Origin of the sequence: Actinomadura gamaensis (assembly GCF_042652125.1) — a bacterium.
Lineage (GTDB): Bacteria > Actinomycetota > Actinomycetes > Streptosporangiales > Streptosporangiaceae > Spirillospora > Spirillospora gamaensis.
Map to the genome: position 1 here is coordinate 132,711 of NZ_JBHSIT010000007.1, position 21,560 is coordinate 154,270.

General features: G+C 73.6%; 16 protein-coding genes. 6 read left to right on the forward strand and 10 right to left on the reverse strand.

From position 1 onward, the window contains the following. Positions 1-44 precede the first annotated feature (44 nt). From ACFPCY_RS23880 to ACFPCY_RS23905, 6 genes are all read right to left on the reverse strand, one after another. On the reverse strand, positions 45-1,949 hold the full coding sequence (locus ACFPCY_RS23880) for a hypothetical protein (protein ID WP_378258679.1): 1,905 nt from the start codon (positions 1,947-1,949) through the stop codon (positions 45-47). A 75-nt stretch (positions 1,950-2,024) separates the two neighbouring features. Continuing rightward, positions 2,025-2,981: an EI24 domain-containing protein gene (locus ACFPCY_RS23885; protein ID WP_378258681.1), complete on the reverse strand. Its 957-nt coding sequence runs from the start codon at positions 2,979-2,981 to the stop codon at positions 2,025-2,027. 10 nt (positions 2,982-2,991) lie between these two features. Next, entirely contained in the window at positions 2,992-3,870 is an 879-nt protein-coding gene (locus tag ACFPCY_RS23890; protein WP_378258683.1) for an SDR family NAD(P)-dependent oxidoreductase, read from the reverse strand. 282 nt (positions 3,871-4,152) lie between these two features. Further along, positions 4,153-6,060 (reverse strand): M1 family aminopeptidase, encoded by a 1,908-nt coding sequence (locus ACFPCY_RS23895; RefSeq protein WP_378258685.1) that lies wholly within the window; start codon positions 6,058-6,060, stop codon positions 4,153-4,155. Between the two features lie 176 nt (positions 6,061-6,236). Next, entirely contained in the window at positions 6,237-8,687 is a 2,451-nt protein-coding gene (locus tag ACFPCY_RS23900; RefSeq protein ID WP_378258687.1) for a M4 family metallopeptidase, read from the reverse strand. 526 nt (positions 8,688-9,213) lie between these two features. Beyond that, positions 9,214-12,108, reverse strand: coding sequence for a helix-turn-helix transcriptional regulator (locus ACFPCY_RS23905; RefSeq protein ID WP_378258689.1), 2,895 nt, complete (start codon positions 12,106-12,108; stop codon positions 9,214-9,216). A gap of 400 nt (positions 12,109-12,508) precedes the next feature. Here ACFPCY_RS23905 and ACFPCY_RS23910 point away from each other — a divergent pair, with 400 nt between their 5' ends. Continuing rightward, complete coding sequence (locus ACFPCY_RS23910) at positions 12,509-13,951, forward strand: hypothetical protein (protein ID WP_378258691.1); 1,443 nt, start codon at positions 12,509-12,511, stop codon at positions 13,949-13,951. 99 nt (positions 13,952-14,050) lie between these two features. Continuing rightward, positions 14,051-14,830: a hypothetical protein gene (locus ACFPCY_RS23915; RefSeq protein WP_378258692.1), complete on the forward strand. Its 780-nt coding sequence runs from the start codon at positions 14,051-14,053 to the stop codon at positions 14,828-14,830. Positions 14,831-14,914: 84 nt separating this feature from the next. Here ACFPCY_RS23915 and ACFPCY_RS23920 read toward each other — a convergent pair whose 3' ends face one another. From ACFPCY_RS23920 to ACFPCY_RS23930, 3 genes are all read right to left on the reverse strand, one after another. Further along, positions 14,915-15,244, reverse strand: coding sequence for a hypothetical protein (locus ACFPCY_RS23920; protein WP_378258694.1), 330 nt, complete (start codon positions 15,242-15,244; stop codon positions 14,915-14,917). 132 nt (positions 15,245-15,376) lie between these two features. Next, positions 15,377-15,931, reverse strand: a complete 555-nt coding sequence (locus ACFPCY_RS23925) for a class E sortase (RefSeq protein WP_378258696.1) — start codon at positions 15,929-15,931, stop codon at positions 15,377-15,379. 259 nt (positions 15,932-16,190) lie between these two features. Then, the gene (locus tag ACFPCY_RS23930; protein WP_378258698.1) at positions 16,191-17,159 is read right to left on the reverse strand and encodes a chaplin family protein; all 969 of its coding nucleotides are present in this window, start codon (positions 17,157-17,159) and stop codon (positions 16,191-16,193) included. 643 nt (positions 17,160-17,802) lie between these two features. On the opposite strand from ACFPCY_RS23930, the gene ACFPCY_RS23935 reads away from it, so the two are divergent. From ACFPCY_RS23935 to ACFPCY_RS23950, 4 genes are all read left to right on the forward strand, one after another. Then, entirely contained in the window at positions 17,803-18,039 is a 237-nt protein-coding gene (locus tag ACFPCY_RS23935; protein WP_378258700.1) for a hypothetical protein, read from the forward strand. Positions 18,040-18,291: 252 nt separating this feature from the next. Beyond that, a complete protein-coding gene (locus tag ACFPCY_RS23940) occupies positions 18,292-18,567 on the forward strand; it encodes a hypothetical protein (RefSeq protein WP_378258702.1) in 276 nt (91 codons plus the stop codon). A 701-nt stretch (positions 18,568-19,268) separates the two neighbouring features. Next, positions 19,269-19,583: a hypothetical protein gene (locus tag ACFPCY_RS23945; RefSeq protein ID WP_378258703.1), complete on the forward strand. Its 315-nt coding sequence runs from the start codon at positions 19,269-19,271 to the stop codon at positions 19,581-19,583. Between the two features lie 315 nt (positions 19,584-19,898). Then, complete coding sequence (locus tag ACFPCY_RS23950) at positions 19,899-20,276, forward strand: hypothetical protein (RefSeq protein ID WP_378258705.1); 378 nt, start codon at positions 19,899-19,901, stop codon at positions 20,274-20,276. 94 nt (positions 20,277-20,370) lie between these two features. On the opposite strand, the gene ACFPCY_RS23955 is transcribed toward ACFPCY_RS23950, so the two are convergent. Continuing rightward, complete coding sequence (locus tag ACFPCY_RS23955) at positions 20,371-21,558, reverse strand: NAD(P)-binding domain-containing protein (protein ID WP_378258707.1); 1,188 nt, start codon at positions 21,556-21,558, stop codon at positions 20,371-20,373. Positions 21,559-21,560 lie beyond the last annotated feature (2 nt).

A 21,560-nucleotide genomic window follows, 5' to 3' on the forward strand; every position in this document is an offset into this window, starting at 1 on the left:
TTCGGTTGTCCCGGGCGCGCATGCCGGCCCCCCGGGGACGCTGGTCAGGAGGCGACCCTGAGCCCGTCCACGAAGGCGTTGAGGTCCGGCCAGAGCTTGCGGTCGGTGTTCGGGATCGAGGCGAACACGACGGCCGGGACCTTGTGGCCGGTGTCGACCACGACCGTGACCGCGACCTCGCCGGTCGCCTTCACGCCGGGCCGCTTGTACTTCACGTAGCTCGCGACCAGCCGGCCCTTGCGGGCGCCGACCTCGATCTCCTCGGACGCGAGCGGGCTCGACACGTGCTCGAAGTCGTAGAACTCCTTGTCGAAGCCCTTGGCCGCGAGGACCGCGACCTCCTTGAGGCTCTTCGGCCCGTCATAGCGCGACTGGAGCTCCGGGGCCAGCGAGCCGGTGAGCATCCGGCCCGTCCAGACCCGGTCGCCGTGCTTCTCGGTGACCAGGACCTGCTGCCCCGACCAGCCCGGCACGGCGAGCTTGTTCTTCTTGTTCGGCGCCTGCCACGGCTCTGCGAACCGCGGATAGGACAGCCCGGACCGCGCGTCGGTCGCCCGTCCGGCGATCTTGCCGGGGTGGCCGGCGAACTTCGCCAGCGGCTTGTCCGGCGGCAGCTGCGCCTTCGGCGGCTCGGGGCGGTTCGTCCGGTGCGCGGCGCCCGGCGGCTTCTGCCGCCCGTCGGCCGCGGTGGACGCCTCGGAACCGCCCTTCCCGCCCTTCATGAAGTACACGCCGCCCGCCGCGAGCAGCGCGACGACCAGCAGGCCCACGCCGCCGAACAGCGCGACGCGGGACCGGCCGCCCCCGCCGTCGTCGCCGAAGCCGTCGGACCGGCGGCGGTCGCCGCCGTCCCCGCCGGCCAGCATCTCGTCGGCGGTCTTCTCGTCCGCCATCCAGCCGGGCATCTGCCAGTTGCCGCTGCTCGGCCGTCCCGGACGCGCCGTGCCCGAGGCCGCGGTCGGATCGGCCACGGGCGCGTACCGGCCGTCCTCTCCGCCGCTCCCGGCGTCGCCCTCGAACAGCGAGCCCTCCCAGGCCGCCTGGCCGCCGACCGGCTCGTCCACCGGGGCGACCTTCACGTCCGCGGCCCGGGGCCGCGGCGGCGCGGACGCGTCGGCCGGAACCGGAGCCGGGGCCTGGTGCCGGGGCGGCCGGGGCTCCTCCCAGGCCGGGACGGGCTCGCGCGGCTCGTCGTGCCACCACGGGCCGGCGGACGGCGGTCCAGTCTCGGGCTCGTCCCGCTCCCGGGGCTCGACGTCGAACTCGACCGGGCCGACGACGGCCGCGAGGTCCTGCGTGCTCTGCGTCTTCGCCTCGACGGTCGGCAGCGGCTCCGGCGCGGACGGCTCCTCGGCGACGGCGGGCTCGGGCGGCTCAGGCCGCCACGCCTCCGGCTCCCGCTGCTCAGCCTCGCGGGACTCGGGCCGCCACATCTCCGGCTCCCGCTGCTCGGGCTCGCGGGACTCGGACCGCCACTCCTCGGGTTCCGGCGGCTCGGGCTGTTGCGTACGGGGCGCGCGGGGCGCGGGCGCCTGCGGCGCGGGCGGCGGCTTGTGCAGGTGCGGGGCCTCGACCTTGCCCCAGACGTCGTGGTACTCGGGCGCCGCCGCGGGAGCCGGTTCAGGCTCCGGTTCCGGCACGGACCCGGCCGATTCGGCTTCAGGTTCGGGTTCGGGTTCCGGCTCGGGTTCGGGCTCGGGTTCGGGCTCGGCGAAGGGGGATTCGGAGAACTCCGTGCGGCCCGTGGGTTCGGGGATGGCGACCTCGGGGACCTTGACCTCGATCTCGGGGAACGACATCCGCGACGGGGATCCGGCGCCCTTCCGAGGGGCCCGTCCGGCGGCGGGCTGGGCGGGCAGCGGGCCGGTCGGCGCCTCCGCCATCTCTCCCCCGGCTCCGTTCTCGCTCATGTCGGTCCAGCGCGTTCCGCGCTCCCCCTGATCGGACATGCGGCACACGTTACGCGAAGATCACTCATTATGGACCGGCCGGTAATTACGCTCAGGACACATCTTTCTATCGCCTCAGTGATGCGCCGCTGACACGTGATCGCCATTGCCCGGGGGAATCGCAGGCACGAGCCGTTCCCGCACCAGGATCGCGCCGCCCGCGACCGCGCCCGGCATGGCCAGCACCGCACCCAGAGGAACGAGGAAGACCACGAATGCGGACACGCCGAAACCCACCGCGAGGGACCGGTGCGCGCGCAGGAGCGCGAACCGGTCGCGGCGCCTCAGCCCGCGCCGTTCCAGCATGACGGCGGTGAGCTCGCCCGCGAGGAAGTATCCCGAAACCCACGCCGCGACGACCGGCACGACCGTCTGACCGACGACCGGCAGGAACCCGAGCACGAAGAACAGCAGCCCGAACCCGACCGCGTAGAGGCCGAGGATCAGCGCGTCCTTCACGGCCCGCGCGATCTGCCTCCAGAGCGGGACGTCCGGCTCGGGCGGCGCGCCGCCCATCGAGTCCTCGACCGCGACCGCGATCCGCTCGTAGAACGGGTCGCCGACCAGCAGCGTCAGCGCGGTGAACGTCAGCACGGCGAGGAACGCCGCCGATCCGAACAGCGTGATCCCCGCGATCACGCGCGTCGCGCTCCGCAGCCCGGACGACCAGTGGTCGGCGAACGGCGTCACCCACCGCGCCGCGTCGTCCAGGTTCCACGCGAGTGCGACGAACAGCGCCGCGTACAGCACCAGCACGATCAGCGCCGGGATCAGGCCGAACAGCCACATCCCCGGCCGCCGGGCCACCCACGCCAGCCCGCGCAGGAAGTACACGATCCCCGCGCCGACATCCTTGAACCCGCGTCCTCGGACCACCGGCTGGCCTTGGCCGTACGGCTGGCCTTGACCGTACGGCCGGGCTTGGCCGTACGTCGGGTTCTGGCCGTACGGCTGGGCTTGGCCGTAGGCGGGGTTCTGCGGGTGGGTGGAGGGGTGCGGGGGTGGGGTGCGGGGGTCGTGCGGGTGGCTCACGGGGGCAACGTTAGCGGGTGGGAAGGCCGACAAGCGCGGACGAACGGTCCCAGACGGCACGCCGGAGGGTCTCGTCCTTGAGGGGGCCGGAGCGGGGCAGGAAGCGCAGGCCGGGCGTGGACGTGATGAACTCGCCCGTCCGGGTGGCGAATTCGGCGTCGGTCGCTACGCGGACGACGACGCGGGCGGCCTGCGCCGGAGTGCGCAGCGCGGGCGTGTGGGACAGCAGCCCGGCGACGCGTCCGGTGCCGGGGAGGTCGCGGACGAGGCCCGTGGCGGCCATTCCGGGGCACACCGCGTTGGCCGTGACGCCCGTGCCGTCCAGGCGCGCGGCGAGTTCCTGCGTGAACAGGATGTTGAGCAGCTTGGACCGGGCGTACACGCGGAACGATCCGGACGGCCCGTAAGGAGTGGGCTCGGCGAACCGGTCGGGGTCGAGGCGGCCCGCGTGACGGTGCGCCTCGGACGCCACGGTCACCACGCGCGCGCCCCCCGCGCATCCGGCCTTCTCCAGCGGGCCGAGCAGCAGCTCGGTGAGCAGGAAGGGGCCGAGGTGGTTGGTGGCGATCATGCGGTCGTAGCCGTCCGCGCTGGTCTTGGCCCGGGGCAGGTGCACGCCCGCGTTGTTCACCAGGACGTCCAGCGAGCCGTAGGCGGCGTGGACGCGCTCGGCGACGTGCCGGACGTCCTCCAGCGCCGAGAGGTCGGCCGGGAACAGGTCGAAGATCGCACCGGGCACGCTCTCGGCCAGCTCGGCGACGGCGCGCTCGGCGCGGGTGGGGTTGCGCGCCACGATGCCGACGCGGAAGCCGCGCCGGGCGAGCTCGCGCGCGGTCTCCTTCCCGATCCCCGACGTGGCCCCGGTCACGAGCGCGATCTTGTCCTCCATGGGCCCAGCCTCCCGGAGACCTGCGTCACAGTGGAAGACCCAAACGAACGTTCGGACGGGAATTCCCGAACATCCCTTTTCCGGAAGGTGTCCGAGCCGGAAACCGAACCCCGAGATCGGCCGCGCAACAGGCCGCGAGAACGAGCCGGAAAAAAGCCGGTCGCGGACGCCGGACGCGCGCCCGCCCCGTCCGGGGGGGTGGACGGGGCGGACGCGGGCGGGGGGCGGGTCCTCCAACCGCGCCGGTGCCGGGGCTCGGGGGCAGACCCCGGCCCGGCGCGGTCAGCCTTCGATGCGGTGCTGGGACCAGAACGACGTCAGGTCGGTCGAGGTCGCGGCCTGCGCCGCGGCCTTGAACTCCGCCGTCGTGGAGACCCCGTACCAGTGGGACTGCGCGTAGTTGCGCAGCAGCGTGGCCATGGCGGTGTCACCGAGGACGCGCCGCAGGTCGTGCAGCGCGCACTTGCCGTAGCCGTAGACGACCGTGGAGTACCGCGACGAGTGCGCGTCCCAGTACGCCATCGAGTTGGTGATCTTCTCGGCGGACGACGCCCAGGACACGTTCGACCAGCAGCCCGCGCCGTCGTCGCCGAAGTACAGGTCGGTCGAGTAGTCCGCGAACGCCTCGTCCAGCCAGGGGCTGTTGTACTCGTCGTCGCCGACGATCCCGTACCACCACTGGTGGGCGAACTCGTGCGCGAGCGCGGTGGAGCTGACCAGGTCGAGCACGAATCCCGGGTACTCCATGCCGCCGAACCAGAAGTTGTTGTCGAGGATCACGTCGGCCTCGCCGTACGGGTAGGCCCCGAACCGCGAGGAGTGGACGTCCAGCGCGTTCGTCGCCGTGTTCAGCATCGACTGCGCGGACGAGGACGAGATGCCGCTCACCCAGTAGACGTTGACCTTCACGCCGCCGGACGAGGTGCCGGAGATCTTCTGGAACGGCCCGGCGCCCCAGGCGAAGTCGCGCACCTTGGCCGCGGTCGCCGTGGTGACCGTCCGGCCGGACGATCCGGGCGTGTCCACCGAGGTGCCGGTGGCGGGCACCGCGATCGAGGTCGGGTGGTCGAGGGTGACCTTGAAGTCCGACGCCAGCGAGTAGAACGACTCGCCGTTGTTGGTGTAGGGGTCGAGGTGCCAGCCGGAGGCGTCCCGGATGGCGAGCACGGGCAGCGCGTTGCCGATGAAGTTGTAGGAGCCGTCCCGGCCGAACCGGTCCGCCCCGGACGGCACGACGATCTTCAGGTCGAAGCCGACCGTGCCGCTCTGCCCCTGGTTCAGCGGCGCGGGCAGGGTGATCTTCAGCGCGGTGCAGCCGACCTCCAGCGACCCGGCGGTGCCGCCGGTGACGTTGCCGACGGTGATCGGCGTGCTGGACGGGCAGCTTCCGTGGTAGTTGTCCCACAGCCGCAGGTAGACCTCCGACAGCGGGGTCGCCGACGCGTTGGTGAACGACGCCGACTCGTGCCCGGTCCACGTCCCGCCGGACGAGTCGCTCGTCAGGTTCACCGTGTAGGACGGCGCGGCGGGCGTGCGCGTGGAGTCGCCGCCGGGCGGGGTGGTCCCGCCGGAGACGTCCAGCGCGACGTCGTCCAGCACGAAGCTGGTCTGGAGGCTCGGGTCCTCCGCGCCGGTGAAGGTGAGCGTGACGGTCTGGCCCGCGTAGGCGGACACGTCGAAGGTCTTCTTCACGTACCCGTCGGCGGCGTCCAGGTTGGAGAACGTGCCGAGCGTGGTCGTGCCGATCTTGGCGGTGAGCTTGTCGTAGGCGACCTGGTCGGTCTCGTCGGTGTCGACGTGCAGCCAGAACGACAGGGACGCCGAGGAGCATCCGGCGGGCAGCGTCACCGACTGGGACAGCGTGTCGGTGTGCGTGCGGCCGAGGCCGCCGAGCCGGGCGAACCGGCTGCCGGAGTGCGCGGTCTCGCCGCCGCCCGTGAAGATCACGTTGCTGGACGCCGTCCAGGGCGAGGTGCCGTTCTCGAAGCCGCCGTTGCCGACGACCTGCGCGGGCGCGCAGTCCGCCGCGGCCGTGCGGGGCTTCGGTTTCGCGGGGCCCGCCTGGGCCGAGGCGGGGACGGACGGCGCGGCGAGGCTCGCGGTGGCGAGCGCGACGCCGGCGCCGAGGGCGAGGAGCCTTCTTCCGGGGAGCCCTCTTCCGAGCGGCCGTCTTCCGGGGAGTCTTCTCACGCGGCGCACCGGGGGTCGTGCGCCAGGGGATGTGCGTGTCACGGGGTTCTCCCTCGCGGGCGGGTCCCGGGCGCGACCGGGTGGTGCCGCGCCCGGGACGAAGGGTGGAACCGTCATCCGGCTCCGTCATGCGGCGCCGGCCGCCGCCGGGGGAACGGCGGCCGGCGCCCGGCGACTCAGGAGGCGTTCACCGCCACGTCGTCGATGACGAAGCTGGTCTGGAGACCGGCGTCCTCGGTGCCGCTGAAGGACAGCGTCACGGTCTTGCCCGCGAAGGACGACAGGTCGACCGTCTGCTGCGCGTAGCCGGTGTTCGCGTTGACGTTGGTGTACGTCTTCAGCGTGGTGGAGCCGGCCTTGACCGTCAGCGTGTCGTACGGGGTGCTGCCGGACTCGTCGGTGTCGATGTGCAGCCAGTAGGTGAGGGTCGCCTTGCACCCGGCCGGGATCGTCACCGACTGCGACGCGCTGTCGGTGTGGGTGGTGCCGTAGCCGTCCAGCCAGGCGAAGTAGGTGCCGGTGTGGGCGGTCTCACCGTTGCCGTTGGCCGACACGACGCCGGAGGTGGTGGTCCACGGCGTGGTCCCGGACTCGAACCCGCCGTTCTGCACCTTGTTGCCCGGGCTGGAGCACCCGCCGCCGACCGGGTTGACCGTCCAGTTGAACGTGGTGGTGCCGGTGTTCCCGGAGGTGTTCTTGGCGGTCACGGTCACCGAGGAGGTGCCCGCGGTGGTCGGGGTGCCGGAGATCAGGCCGGTCGAGGCGTTGATCGACAGGCCGGCCGGGAGCCCGGTGGCGCTGTAGGTCAGCGTCTGGTTGTTCGGGTCGGTCGCCTTGATCTGCAGGCTGACGGCCGTCCCGACCGTGCTGGTCTGGTCGCCGGGGTTGGTCACCGACGGCGAGCCGGGCTGGCCGCCGCAGGTGCCGGGGACCGGGTCGGTGCCGGTGACGCTGACCGCCGCCCAGGCGGAGTTCACCGTGTTGTACTCGGTGCAGTGCGTGCCGTACAGGTCCGCGGCGGCCTTGAGGGAGTCGATGCGGGCCTGCGCGTAGTTCTCGTTGCTGTTGGCGTAGGACGCGAGCGCCTTGTACCAGATCTTCTCGGCCTTGCTGTTGCCCAGACCGGTGACGGTGGAGTTGTTGCAGGTCGGGCTGTTGCCGTAGCCGTGGTCGCCGGAGCCGACCGCGAGCAGGAAGAACCAGTGCGTGAGCGGGCCGAGCGAGTAGTGCGGGTCGAGGTTCCCGTTGTTGCTGCTGTAGCAGTTCGGGGAGTTGCCGTCGAGCGACGGGTTGTACATCCAGCGCAGCGGCTGGTTGTCGCCGTTGATGTTGATGAGCTCGCCCATGGTGTAGTCGGGCTTGTCGACCGGGTTGTTGGCGTAGAACTCCACCATCGTCCCGAAGATGTCGCTCGTGCCCTCGTTCATGCCGCCGGTCTCACCGTTCTCGTCCCAGTTGGTGAGGGCTCCGGAGACACCGTGGCTCATCTCGTGGCCGGCGACGTCGAGCTCGACGAGCGGGCGGGCGTTGTTCTGCCCGTCGCCGTAGGTCATCTGGGTGCCGTCCCAGAAGGCGTTCACGTACGCGTTGTCGTAGTGCACGCGGGAGGGGACGCCCCGGCCGTCGCCGAAGATGCCGCTGCGACCGTGCACGTTCTTGTAGTAGTCGTACGTCTCGGCCGCGCCGTAGTGGGCGTCCACACCGGCGGAGGCGGGGTCGCTGTTGCTTCCGTTGCCGAACGTGCCGGTGGAGTTGCTGAAGATCGTGCCGGTACCGCTCGTACCGTGGTTCATGTTCGTCGTGTAGCCGTTGCCGTGCGACGGGTCCTTCATCGACCACGTGCTGCCCGACTGCGTGAGGTCGATCGACACCGAGCCGCTGTAGATCGAGTTCCCGGTGCCCGCGGTCAGGATGTTCGTGCTCGGCTGCTGCTTCGCCTTGGCGGCCTTGGCGGCCTGCGCGGGCGACAGCAGGGAGCTGATCTCGTCCCGCTTGGTGATGACCTTGCCCTTGCGCGCGTCCACCAGGACGTGCAGGACGGTCGGCGTCCGGTCCGAGCGGACGCCCCGGACGACGGTCTCCCACACGAGCTGGGACGACCGGCCGGAGTTCCACACCGCCAGGTGCGGCTTGTCGACCGAGCTGACCTTCCCGCGCACCTGGCCGCGGGAGGCGGCCTGCGCCTGCTTCGCGCTGACGAGCGGCGCGGTCGGCACGGTCGGGGTCGCCTTGGCGGCGGTGTCGATCTCCTTGTAGGAGCCGCCCGGCTTCAGGTGGACGACCAGGTCGCCGCCGTAGACCGGCAGTCCCTTGTAGGTGCGGTCGAAGCGGACGTCGGCCGCGCCGTTCCTGTCGACGACCACCGTGCGCGGGACGAACGCGTGCCCGGACTGGGCGTGCGCCTGCCCGGGGTGGGCCGCGAGGGCCTTCTCGGCGTCCTTGACCGCCTTGCTGCGGGTGCTGGGGGACGGGTCGGTCGTGAAGTCGTCCTTGGCGAACGACGACGGTCCGGCCGGCATGCCGGGTTTCGGCGTGGGCCCGGCCTGGGCCGCCATGGGGAGGGCGACGAGGCCGGCCGCGGCGATCACGGCCGCGCTCGACACCGTCACGATACGACGTGGGGTCATGTGGATCGGTTCCCTCTCGCCTCGTGGGCAGGGTGGCCCGCCGCGGGGGACGGCGGGCGTGTTCAGAACGGGGGGACGAGGGCGGCGAACACGGGACTGGCGGTGCGCTCCTTTCGCGGCATGAGCGGGGTAATTCGCCGCATCTCGGATCAACGGCAGTCTCAGCGCACCAACTCGTCCAAGGAAGACCGAAGCCCGAACGTTAGGGATATCCCTACGGACATGCACATGAACCGGACGCCACGCCCAGATGACACCGCCGGGTGAACCCCGGTAACCGCTTCCTGACCGGCATGACGGAGGCCACGACCTGCGACGACGCGTCCACCGCCGAGTCCGCGCCGACAGGCGTCCCTTGACGGCCGATCCGGCACCGGCGACCCCGCGCCGAACCTGCCGGAGGCCGAACCCGGACGCGCCGCCCCTGCCGGACGCGCCGCCCCTCCCGGACGCGCCGTCCCTCCCGGACGCGCCGCCCCCGCCGGACGCGCCGTCCCTCCCGGACGCGCCGCCCCTGCCGGACGGGTCAGGCGTCGTCCGGCGGCGGGTCCTGGACCGGGGTGCGCGGGGACGAGGCCAGGCGCGCGAGATCGACGCGCGAGCGGACGCCGAGCTTCCGGTAGGTCCGGGTGAGCGCCGCCTCGACGGTCTTGACGCTGATGAACAGCCGCGCCGCGATCTCCCGGTTGGTCGCGCCCTCGGCGACGAGCGCGGCCACCTTCGCCTCCATCGCGCTCAGGTCGCCGAGCGCCGCGGACGGCGCGGCCGGGGCCTGCGCCCGGTCCAGGTCGCGGACGCGGTCCAGCTCCGCGGTGACCAGTGCCAGCCACGGGCGCGCGTGCGCGTGCGCGAAGACGCGGCGCGCCTCCCGCAGCGCCGAGCGCGCCGTCCGGGCGTCGTTCTGGCCGAGGCGGAGGCGTCCCAGCGTCAGCCAGGAGCGGCCCTCCTCCAGCCGGAACGGCAGCTCCGCCAGCGCCATCGCCGACCGGCGCGCGAGCGCGGACGCGGTGGCGTGGTCGCCGCGCCCGGCCGCGACCAGCGCGGCGGCCCGGTCCATCACCGCGACCATCACGCGGCGCTCCAGCCGGGTCGCGCGGGCGCGGGTCTCCTCGATCAGCTCGGCCGCCTCGTCCAGGTGCCCGGCGAGGGCGAGCGCCTCGGCGAGGTCGCCGTGCCAGCGCCGCATCGCCGGGTCGCCGAGCCCCTGCGCCTCCTCCGACCGCCGGACGCGCCGCAGCAGCGCCACGGCCGCCTCGTTCCGCCCCGCCATCAGGTGGATGTGCCCGGCCACGAACCACGCCTGCGGCAGGAACAGCAGGTCGCCGTCGTCGGCGCTGTGCTGCTCGGCCCGGCGCGCCGCGTCGGCGGCCCGCTCCGGGTCGCCCCCGGCCGCCTCGGCGAGCGCGAGCGAGAACCACGACGGTCCCTGGCTGAGGTCGCTGTCCTCGGCGAGGCGCAGGCTCTGCCGCGCGACGTCGAGCGCGCGGTCGCAGCGTCCGCGGTGCACCTCCACGCGCGCGAGGTTGTGCAGGCAGTGGCACAGGCTCTCGACCGCGCCGCGCCGCCGCACCAGGTAGATGAGCGAGCGCAGCTCGGCCCGCGCCTCCTCCAGGCGGTCGGCCAGCAGGTGGTGCCGGTACCGCTGGAACGCCGGGCCGTTGTGGTCGACCATGACGCGCGGGTCCTGCGGGGACGACAGCGCCCGCGCGAGCGTCCGCTCCGCGTCCGGGCGGCCGAGGAAGAAGGCCAGGTGCGCCTGCTTGGCCAGCGCGAGGATCTCGGTGCGCCGGTCCCCCGCGCGGGCGGCCAGCTCCGCCGAGCGCGCCGCGTGCTCGTGCGCCTCGAACGCCGACCCCTCGACGAGCCAGGCCCGCCAGGCGAGCCGGTAGTGCAGCGGCGCGAGCAGGGCCGGGTCGTCCCCGGCGTCCGCGAGCGCGCGCGGGAAGATGTCGCCGAACTCGGCGAGCGCCTGCCCGGCCGAGTCGATCACGGCCAGCCAGCCGCGCACCCGCTGCGCGGGCTCGGACGCGACGGCGAGCGCCTCGTGCGCGATCCGCCGGGACTCGGGCAGGTCGCCGGCGGCGATCGCGTCCTCGGACGCGGTGAGCAGCCGGTTCACGAAGCCGTCGGTGTCCTCGGGCGGGGTGTGCTCGGCGGCGAGGCGGCCGAGCCGGCACGCCTCCGCGGGGGCGCCGCGCCGCCGCGCCGCGACGGCCGCCTCGTCCAGGGTCGCGGCCAGCTCGGCGTCCGGGCCGGGGGCGATGAGCGCGCGGTGCCGGGCGCGCTCCACCGGGTCGGTGACCGCACCGGCGAGCGCCGCGTGCGCCGCGTGCCGCTCCCCCGGGTCCGCCTCGGCGTAGACGACGGCGGCCAGCAGCGGATGGGTGAACCGGACGACCTCGCCCGACCCGATCTCGACGATCCCGTCCCGGACGGCGGCGGCGACGTCCTCGTCCGCGCCGTCGCGCCCGGCGGCGCGCAGCAGCCGCAGCGTCGGACGGGCGGCGGCGGTCGCGGTCAGCAGCGTCCGGCGGGCGTCCTCCGACAGCGTGCCGAGGCGGTCGAGCATGAGGTCGCGCAGGCTGTCGGGGAGCGGGAGCTCGTCGTCGGTCGACTCCGGCGGCGACTCGGCCAGCGCGCGCCCGAGCTCCAGGGCGAAGAACGGGTTGCCGCCGCTGACCTCGTGCACGCGCGCCACCACCGGACGCGGCCAGCGGTCGCCGAGCAGCTGCGACACCTCGGTCACGGTCAGGCCCGGCACGTTCAGCGCGTGCACCGGCCCCGGGCAGAAGCCCGCGTCGTACCGTCCGCGCGGATCGGTCCGGACGGCCACGAGCGCGCGCAGCGGCAGCCCGGCCGCGCGGCGCGCCACGAACGCCAACAGCTCGGCGCTCGGGCCGTCCAGCCACTGCGCGTCGTCGATCACCAGCAGCACCGGCGACCGCGCGCACAGCACCCGGAACAGGTCGAGGACGGCCAGCCGCAGCGGCAGCGGGCCGCGCTCGGGCGGCGGGTCGCCGCCGCGCAGCAGCGCCGACCGCAGCACCGCCCGCTGGTGCCCCGGCAGCAGGTCGAGCACGTCGTCGCCGGTCGTGGACAGCAGGTCGATCAGGCCGAGGAACGGGAGCTGGCTCTCGGACTCGGCGGGCGCGCAGCGCAGCACCGTGTGCCCGGCGTAGCCCTCGGCGAGCCGCTCCAGCAGCGTCGACTTCCCGATGCCGGGCGGGCCGGTCAGCACGACCGTGCCGCCGCGCCGGTCCAGGTGCTCGCGGGCCTCGCCGAGCAGCCCCGCCATGCCGACGATGCCGGCCGCGCGGCGGGCCCGGCCCGGGGTCATCGGTTCCACGATGACGAGCGCCTCGGTCGCCGCCCGTTCGGCGTCCTCGGCGTATCCCCCGGTTGGCCCTGCCGCACGTTCCATCTGGGCGGGTCCTCCGGTTGCTCATGGCCAGGCACGAGTTCCGCGCCGGAAACTACTCCTCCCGCCGACCATGGTCAACGGACGAGTCAGCGGGGCTGCGGCGTTCCGGCGGCCGAACCGCGGGCGGTGTCGATTGGTGGATATCGTGCCGCAAACGCGGCTTGATCACCTCATCGGGGGTCGGATGCGTCGAACACGGTCGGATCGGCCGAGCCTTCCGGCGCCGCCCGCACCCCGCCGGGGCGGCACCCGGCGGGGCCGTCGCACGCTCACGGCAACAGCCTAGGTAGGGCGCGCTCCGGCGCGGCCGGGGCGTCCGCTTCCGGCCGTTCCGCCCTGCGCCGTCCTTACTCTCCGGTGTCTCCCGGCGACATCCGGGTAGGGCCGTCAAGGGGTAATCGTGACGGTGGACGCGTCGGCGCGTCCGCTCGGCAACGGGCGTGCGGCGGACGGAAACGGACTGCGGGCGGTGGCGCGGCGGCACGGGCCGTTCGCGCTGCTGCTGGTCGCGGCGGCCGTGGCGCGGTTGGTCGCCATGGCCGGGTACCCGTCGGTGCTGTGGTTCGGCGACTCGGGCACCTACCTGCGCGACGCGCTGGACCCGGTGCCGTCCGTCCTGCGGCCGAGCGGTTACCCGCTCCTGCTGTGGGCGCTGCGACCGCTGCACGACCTCGGCGCGGTCGCGTTCGCGCAGCACCTCTTCGGGCTGGCGATCGGCGTCCTGCTCTATCTGGCCGCCTACCGGACGGCGCGCCCGGCCTGGCCGGACCGCGCCGTCCTGCCCGGCCTGCTCGGCTGCCTGGCCGCCGCCGTGCCGCTGCTGGACGCGTACCAGATCGAGCTGGAGCACATCGTCCTGTCGGACGCGCTGTTCGAGTTACTCCTGGTCGCAGCGGTCGTCGCGCTGCTGTGGCGCGCCACCCCGCCCTGGACGCTCGCGCTGGTCTCCGGGCTGCTCTTCGGCGCGGCTGCGGTCACCCGGACGGTCGGACTCCCCCTGGTCGCGGTCGCCCTGCTCGTCCTGCTCGTGCGCCGGGCGGGATGGCGTCCCGCCGGGGCCCTGGCCGTCGCCTTCGCCATCGTGCTCGGCTCGTACGCCGCCTGGTACCGCGCCGAGAACGGGCACTGGGGCCTCACCGACACCGGCGGCCTGTTCCTCTTCGGACGCGTCGCCGCCTTCGCCGACTGCGACAGGATCCGCCCGCCCGCCGACGAGCGCGTGTTCTGCCGCGACTGGACGCACGACACCCCCGGCATGGACGCCGCGTTCGCGGCCATGTGGGGCGTCCACGCTCCCTTCCGGACGTTCTCCACCGGCATCGCCGACCGGAAGGGCAACGAGCTCGCGGGTGACTTCGCCAAGCGGGCCGTCCTCGCCCAGCCTCTCGACTACCTCCGGACGGTCGCGGTGGACAGCGTGCGCGGGTTCGCGCCGCATCGCACGAACCGCCCGACCGCCCGGACGGTCGCCGAGTACCGGTTCGCGGCCCGCTACGAGCGGCCCGTCACGGCCGAGAAGGCGTCCGAACGGTACGGCGGCGCGACCGCCCGTCCGCGCGTGGTCGAGCCGTTCGCGGGATGGATCCGCGACTACCAGCGGCTGGTCTTCCTGCGCGGGCCGCTGCTGGCGCTGATCCTGCTGGCCGGTCTGGCCGGGATCGTCCGGCGGTGGCGGAGCCCGGCGCTGCTGCCGCTGCTGACCGGCGCCGCGCTGATCGTCCTGCCGGCCGCCACCGCCGACTTCGACTACCGCTACCTGCTTCCCGCGGTCCCGATGCTGTGCCTCGCCGCCGTCCTCGCCTGGATCCGGAAGCGGGACCGGCCCGGCACGGACCGATCTTGAATCCGGATGGCCGACTCTTTGCGGGAAGCGCGCCTTAGGCGGGGCCGCCCCGGGCAGTGATCACGGACGTCGGCACTCGGACGCGGCGATGGGGCGGCCATGGGATCCCTCGAACTCACGCACGGAGCGGTGCTCGACGGGCTGTGCGCCGCGAGCCCGGTCCTCGCCCTCACCGTCCTCGCGGTGGCGGCCGTCGCTCGCGGGCTGATCCTCGCGCCGGTGAGCCGGCGCGCCTTCGCCGCCGCGCTCGCGGCGGGCGTGCTGACGAGCGTCGGCGTGGGGATGCTGCTCGGTGTCGTCCTCGTCTGGAGCGGCTCTCGCAACCGGCGAGGCGCGGGCGAATCGCTGGCCGCGCTGATGCTGGGCGCGCTCGGCGGCGCGGGCGTCTGCCTCGGTTACTGCCTGGTCGCCCCGGCGCTGGTCGTGTGGCCCGCCGACGCGACGTTCGGACGCCTGCTGATGAGATTCCTGAGCGTCGTCCTCGCGCTGAGCGTCGCCGGGGCCGCCTCCGCGCTCCTCGGACGGCGCCTCTCCTCATGGACGCAGCCGTTCCTGACGCTGATCGGATGGCTGCTGCTCGTCCTCGCCCTCGGGGACGCGGCGACGATCTCGCTGCTCGTCGCGGGAGCGGTCGGCGTCCTGGCGGCGGGCGGGACGGCGCGGGCGAGGTACCAGCGGGCCTGCCGCGCCACGCTCGAACGCTGGGTCGCGGACGCCGTGATCGGCAAGGACGACCACCGGCTGCTGCTCCATCCCCGCAGGAGGCGGGAGGCCGAGGCCCGGACGGCCGGCCTCCAGGCGCGGACCCTCGTCCGCGAACGCCATCGCGCGTGCCTCGAACGGCTCTCGGCGGAACTGTCCGCGAACCCGTCCCGCTGACCGGGGCGGACGGCGGGACGCACCCATCGGAAAAGGGAGAAGGCGGTCGGGCGGCGAGCGCCGCGACCGCCTTCGTGCCGCCGGTCAGTTCAGGAACCGGAGGCTGTACCCGACCGGTGGCGCGCCGTTGTCGCCGGAGTACGGGTTCAGGTAGACGCTCGGGCCCCGGCACTGCGTCCCCGCGAACACCTGGACGGTCGTGTCGGTGAAGTTGCCGAAGTTCGTGCCGGTGCCCTCCAGGCTGAGGCACTCACCGTCCTGGGCGTTGGTCAGCACCCTCGGCACGCCGTCGACGCGGTAGAAGAACTGGCCGACCGAAGCCGAGGCCACCCCCGTGGTGCCCGCCACGGCGGCCGCCGCGCAACCGAGCGCGACGGCCCCCTTCACGAACGCGAGTTTGCCCTTCACGAGCATGAAATCCCCTTCCGATCAGGCGGAACGCTGCCGCCCGGGATGTTTGGGCGGCTCGAAGTGAAACCCGAGCCATGAACGTTCCTGATCGGAAATGTCCCTGGACATACACCGCTGGGCGCGATGGGTTGGTCACTAGTGCGTCAAGCGGGCGAAAACCACGAAACGCTGGCGGTCCGAACCGCGCGGGTGGCACGTCACGAGCGTCGCCCACGCGCCGGTCGCCCGCCGGCCCGGTTCCATCGGCACCGGCGCGAGCACGCTGAGGTCGTTCGGCTCGGTGATCCGCGTCCCGGTGACCCGGTAGGTGTACCGGGTCCGTCCCACGACCAGGATCACCGCGTCGCCCGCCCGCATCCGCTCCAGCTCGCTGAACGGGGCCGCGCCGGACGTCCGGTGGCCGAGGAACACCGCGTTGCCGACCTGGCCGGGGTCCGCGGTGCCCGGATAGTGCCCGACGCCATGCCAGAGGTCGGACTCGGACACGCCCTCGCCGACCGGGTCGTCCACGTGCAGCTTCGGAATGATCAGTTCGACCCGGGACGGATCGGCCGCGGCGGGACGGGACGCGCGCGCCTCCCGCGCCGATCCCGGGACGCCGCGGTCCGGCGCGGCGTGGACGGGCCCGGTCGCGCCCGCCCATCCGATGGCGCCGGTCATCGCTCCGGCGAGAAGCCGTCTGAAACGCACTACTCCTCCTTGGTGATACCGCCTTGGTGATGCCGCTTCGGTGACGCCGCTTCGGTGACGCCGCCTTGGTGATGCCGCTTCGGTGACGCCGCCTTGGTGATGCCGCCTCCCGGCGGGACCGCCGTCCCCGGCGGGACGCCGCCACACGCGACAGCGCACCGCCGGGTTCCGGGCGCCGGGAGGACCGGGGCCGGGCGGCGGTGCGCTGACCGGTGACTGGTGAGGTGGCCGGGCGGCCGCTCGGACGCCCGGCCGGTCGCTATCCGCCGAGGAACGGAAGCCGGTGGCCGGCGACGCTGATCGGCATGCCCTTCAGCAGCGACGGCTGCGGGCCGGGGGGCGCGTCCGGCCCGGGAACCGGGATGCCGAGCTTGCGGACGACGTTGCGCAGGGCGCGCGCGACCGGCGGCATCTGCCTGGCCGACGCCGGCTTCTTGCCCGCCGCGAGCTGCTCGACCTTCAGCGGCTGCTTGCCCGGCGCGGGCCGGCCGCCCGCCTCCGGCGGCCGGGCCGACGAGGACTGCTGGGCCGACATCGGCTGGGCGGCCGACGGCTGCGGTCCGGCGACGCGCCGGGTCGAGGGCAGCGGCGCCACCCGGTGGCCCCCGAGCTGGAAGTTGCGCACCGACGCCGAGCCGAAGCAGTGGCCGTTGGCGGCCCCGAGCAGGGCGCCCGCGTTGCCGCAGAGGTTGACCGGCACGCTGACCGGGAGGTACGCCTGGTTGCCGCCGAGGACGCTGTACTTGCCCGAGGTCTTCAGCGCCGCGTCGCCGCCGCGCGAGCCGTCCGGGTAACCGGCGCGGTGACCGGCGACGATGTTGTCGACGCTCGCCGAGCCGCGGCAGAGCGCGTTGGTGACCGCGGCGACGGCGATGTCGTTCCCGCAGATGTTCAGCGGCGCCGAGATCGGCGCGTAGAGCTGGTTGCCGCCGCCCACCGAGCCCTCCCCGGACGTCTGCACGCCGTCGCGGGAGTCGCCGGGCTGGAAGTTGAGGACGTGCGCGCCGTCGACCGACTTGGCGTTGGCGACGCCGAGGACGCCGAGGGCGTTGCCGCTGAAGTTCACCGGCACCGAGATCGGCGCGTAGAGCTGGTTGCCGCCCAGCACGCTGTAGTCGCCGTTGGTCGTCTCGGCGAGGGCGGCGCCGGTGGGCAGTCCCGCTCCCACGGCCGCCAGGCCGGCCGCGACGAGCGCGGCGCGGCTCACGTTCTTGGCCCAGTTGCGCATTTGTGCTCCTTTGGAATGTCTGCTCGAACGCGTCGTCCATGCCCGGCTGATGGCGGGTCCCGGGCGGCCATGGCCGACCGTCGCAAGATCGAGTTCGAATGGCCGGTGCGGCGGCGGACTCGGCTGTGGCATGCGCTGATGACAGCGCCTTTCGAGGGTCCGCAGCGAGTGGAGTCACGCTTTCGCACTTCTCGTTCGGCGCCCGAGAACCGTAGCACCGGAACTCGGCACCGCGAGAGGACCAGCATGTCATTCGGAGTGTCAGACCGACCGGCAACGCGCCGTATGGCCGGAACCGACCGCAGTGCCTTACAGAGCACCACCGCCCGGCTTAACCTCCCGAACCTCGCGACCCATCCACTATCCGCCGATAAAGCCGGGCCGGCCCTTCTTGAATTCGAGCTAGCGCGAGCAACACGCGAAGTTAGCCGACCGTCCGGAGCGCCGTCCGCACAGCGGTGCCCGCTTTTGCCGAACGGCGATACTCGGGCGCCGCGGTCGAAGAGAACTCCCGTTACCGGCAAGGACTCGGTAAAGCGCGTTTGTTACACGTGCCGCCGGGCGAAGTTGTGGGATGCGATGAACGGGACGCCGCGGGCGCGGTTGGCGCCGTCGGCGACGAGACAAGTGAATTGGAGTACTCATGCGCAAGCGACTGGCCGCTGCGACCCTCCTCAGCGGCGTGGGGTTCACGAGTCTCCTGGCCACGCCGGCCATGGCCGGCAACGGCAGGGACAACGACAACACGGGGAACATCCAGATCGTCGGCATCCAGACCTGCCGTGGAATCGACATCGCCGGCATCGGCGCGGCCATCCACAACATCCTGGGCATCAGCGACGAATCGGGGGACTGCGTCAACGGCTCGGTCGACCACTGACTCCGGTCGGCCACCGCTAGCGGTCCGGGGTGCGGGCGGGCCGCCGGGTCCGGTCCGCACCCCGTCGCGCCGCGTCGCACACCGCGTCGCGCCCCGTCGTACCCGTCGCCCCGCGTCGCCCGCGTCGCGCCGCGTCGCGCGATGTCGCCCGACGTCACGCGCCCCGGTTCCCGCCCTCGGGCCCGGCCCCCGCGTCCCACACCCCCTCCCCCCGGCCATCCGACCGCTCGCTGTTGGGGAGGTGTCGCGACCATGGCGGAGCCGTCCGGCCCAACCGAACCCCCGGACGGACCCGACCCGTTCGGGACGCGCCTCTACGCGATCGGCGAGGGCGTGCTCGGCGGGCTCCTGCTCGCGCTGCTCGCCCTCGCCCTCTGGTACCTCGCCCCGGTCGCTCCCCCGACCGCGGCCGAACGCTGGCTCGTCGTGACCGCCTCCGTCACGGTCAGCGGAGCCGTCACCGGCGCTCTGCGCCCGCGCCGCGAGCCGGGCGACGAAACCGGCACCTCCGGGACCCCGCCCGACTGAACCCCGGCCGCGATTCCGCGCCCCGGCCCCATTTCCCGGAACGCCACTCCTGCTCGGAGCCGCTCGCATACGATGCGAGGGCACGTGCAGGACCCACAGGGGGGTGGGTGTCACGCGGAACAGTGCGATCGAAAGGTCCGCCGCCGCCGGAGCAGATTCGGCATAACCGGCGGACGGCATAGAACACCGAGAACGGACCGAGGCGCCGTCCCGCTCTTTTCCCAGGGACGCTTGCAGCCGCTTCTCCCGGTCCCGTACTCCGAGAACGAGTTCCCGATATCACCGCCGGCGCCCGGCGCCGCCCTCGGCCGTGCGGAGTTCCGTCCGGCCGATCCCGGCCGCCTTTCCAGGCGGTCCGCACGCGCGCGCCGTGACGACCACCGGCGAGCGCGCCACGAGGGACGGCCGAGAACGGCCGAGTTCGCGAGAACGACAGGGGGGTTCGATCCATGTCCTGGATTTCCGACCGGAGATTCCGGCGGCCTTTGGAACGTCCAGTCGAGACCGATGTGCGCGGGATACCGGCGCACGCACGGCTCCGTTCCTGGTTCCTTCCTCCGGAGCCGCGCGGCGCGTTCACACCGGACCATCCCGGTGCGCGAACGGCCGCCGACGCCTCCGCGCCACTACGGCTCCGCGCGGAACCGGACGGTGACGACCCCGCCGATCGGCGCGGCGCGCGGCACCTCGAAGAGCTCCAGGTGGTCATCCTGAAGTTGTCCGGGCTCCGGTGCAGCCTGCAAGTCCCGGACGACGGGCCGCCGTTCCTCAGCGTCTGCCGCCCCGAGGCCGTCCGGACGCGGCAGGTGGTCTGGTGCGAGCCCGCGTCCGCCGGGCCGTCCGGCACCGGGGACGCCGACGGCGCCGCGGGCTGCTGCTCCCCTTCCTCCGCGGGCACCTCGTGCGTGTTCGCCTGGAGGCTCGGGCCGATCGGTCCCGTCCACGAGCTGTTCGAGGCCGCGATCGTCGTCATCAACACCATGGCGTCCGCGGAGGGACGGGCCCGGGGCGACTGAGCCTCCGGAGGGCCGAAGGGACCCCCGGGCGACCGGCGCGTTCGGCACCGTTCGACGGCGCTCGACGCCGTTCGACGAGCGAACGGGACCGTTCGACGGGCGAGCGGCGCCGTTCGGCGTGCGAAATACACCGTTCATGGCCGGACGCACCTAGCAGCGCGGATACATATCCCTGGCTTCGGCCGCCGCCTCCGGCGACGTTCGGACGTGGCGGCCACCGGTCAGGCCAGTATCGGTGTGCGGCGCGCGCGGCTCCTCCAGGGACGGCGCGACCGCATGCAAGCGCCTGTCGTTCGACTCTCCCGCGGAGGCCGAGTGAGCTCGCTGGACCCCTACTGCCCGGACTGCGGCGCCGGGATCGCCCGGCCGCACGGCGACGGCTGCGCGATCGCGCGCTGCCTCTACGACGGCGGGCGACGGCTCACCTGCGCGGGCCACCACCGGACCGACCTGGACCTCGACCACGCCTGCGGCCGGGACCGCTGGACGGGGCAGTGGCCGGGCGAGGCCGAGGCGGAGGAGTTCGGCTGGTGGACGCGCTGGGACGGCCCCGGCCCCGAGCAGGGCTGGGACCACCGGGGACGCGGCTGGGTGCAGGTGCCCGCCGGCACCCCCGGCGCCGTCCCCGACCTCGACCGCCTGAAGACCGACGCCGAGTGGGACCGCGCGGCGAGGAGATGGGTGAAACGCTGACCCGCGCCCCCGCGCCCCCGCGCCCCCGCGCCTCCGCGTACCCGCCTACCCGGCCCCGCGTACCCGCGTCCGGCCAGGTCAGACGGTCAGACGGTCAGCGCCGGTCCTGGCCGAGGCGGCGCGCGATGCGGCGGGCGCAGAAGTCGGCTCCGTGGACGAAGCGCATCACGGGGCCGAAGCTCGCGGCGGCCGCGAGGCCGGTGAAGTACAGGCCCGGCACGGACGAGCCGAAGGCGGAGTCCAGCTTCGGCGAGCGGCCGGTGCGCGCGATCTCGCGGCGGATCTCCGGCGAGAGGATCTGGACGCGATCGACGTCCGGGGTGAAGCCGGTCGCCGCGAGCACGTGGTCCACCGTGAGGACGCGCAGGTCGCCGGAGCGGTCGGCGGTGGTGAGGGTCACCCGGTCGCCGGTGGCGTCCGCGCCGGAGAGCCGCTGGCCCGTCCGGACCGCGATGCCCGTCGCGAACCGGTCGCGCAGCCACCACGCCCCGGCGGGGCCGAGGGTGTTCCGCACGATCCGGGCGCGGACGCGGTCGGGAAGCAGCCGCGTCATCTCCGGACGCTCGGACCAGACCCACGTGCGGTAGCCGCGTCCGAGACCCGACTGCGGGCCGCGCAGCAGCCGCGCGGCGGGCGACGAGCCGTCGGACGGCGCCGCGTTCCACTTCAGCGCGGGCGTGCGGGTGATGAGGACCGGTTCGGCGCCCTGCTCGGCGAGCAGCACCGCGGTCTCCAGCGCGGACTGGCCCGCGCCGACCACCGCGACCCGCGCGCCCTTGAACACCGACAGGTCGCGGTACTCGCTGCTGTGGCCGCACAGCGCGCCGGGCAGGTGCCGCAGCTCGGCGGGCAGGTCGGCGAACACGCCCATCCCGATACCGAGGACGACGTTCGGCGTGGAGATCGTCTCGCCGGTCTCCAGGGCGACCTCGAACCGGCCGTCCGCGCGCTCGACGGACGTCACGGTGGCCGGCTCGGCGGGCAGCCCGGCCTCGCGGGTGAACCACTCGCCGTAGGAGGCGAACGTGTCGACCGGGATGGGCCGCCCGGCGCGCCAGCCCGGCCGGTAGTCGAGGAAGGACGTCCCGTCCGCGGGCGAGCTGAGGCTGGACGCGAACGGCTCGGACTTCAGGAACATCCCGGCGGGCATGTGGTGGTTCCAGAAGTGCATGGGCGTGCCGATGATCCGGCAGTCCAGCCCCGCGCCCCGGAGGTGCGCCGCCGCCGAGAGACCGTAGGGACCGGCACCGACGACGACGGCGTCCGCGAGGGAGGTGGGCATGG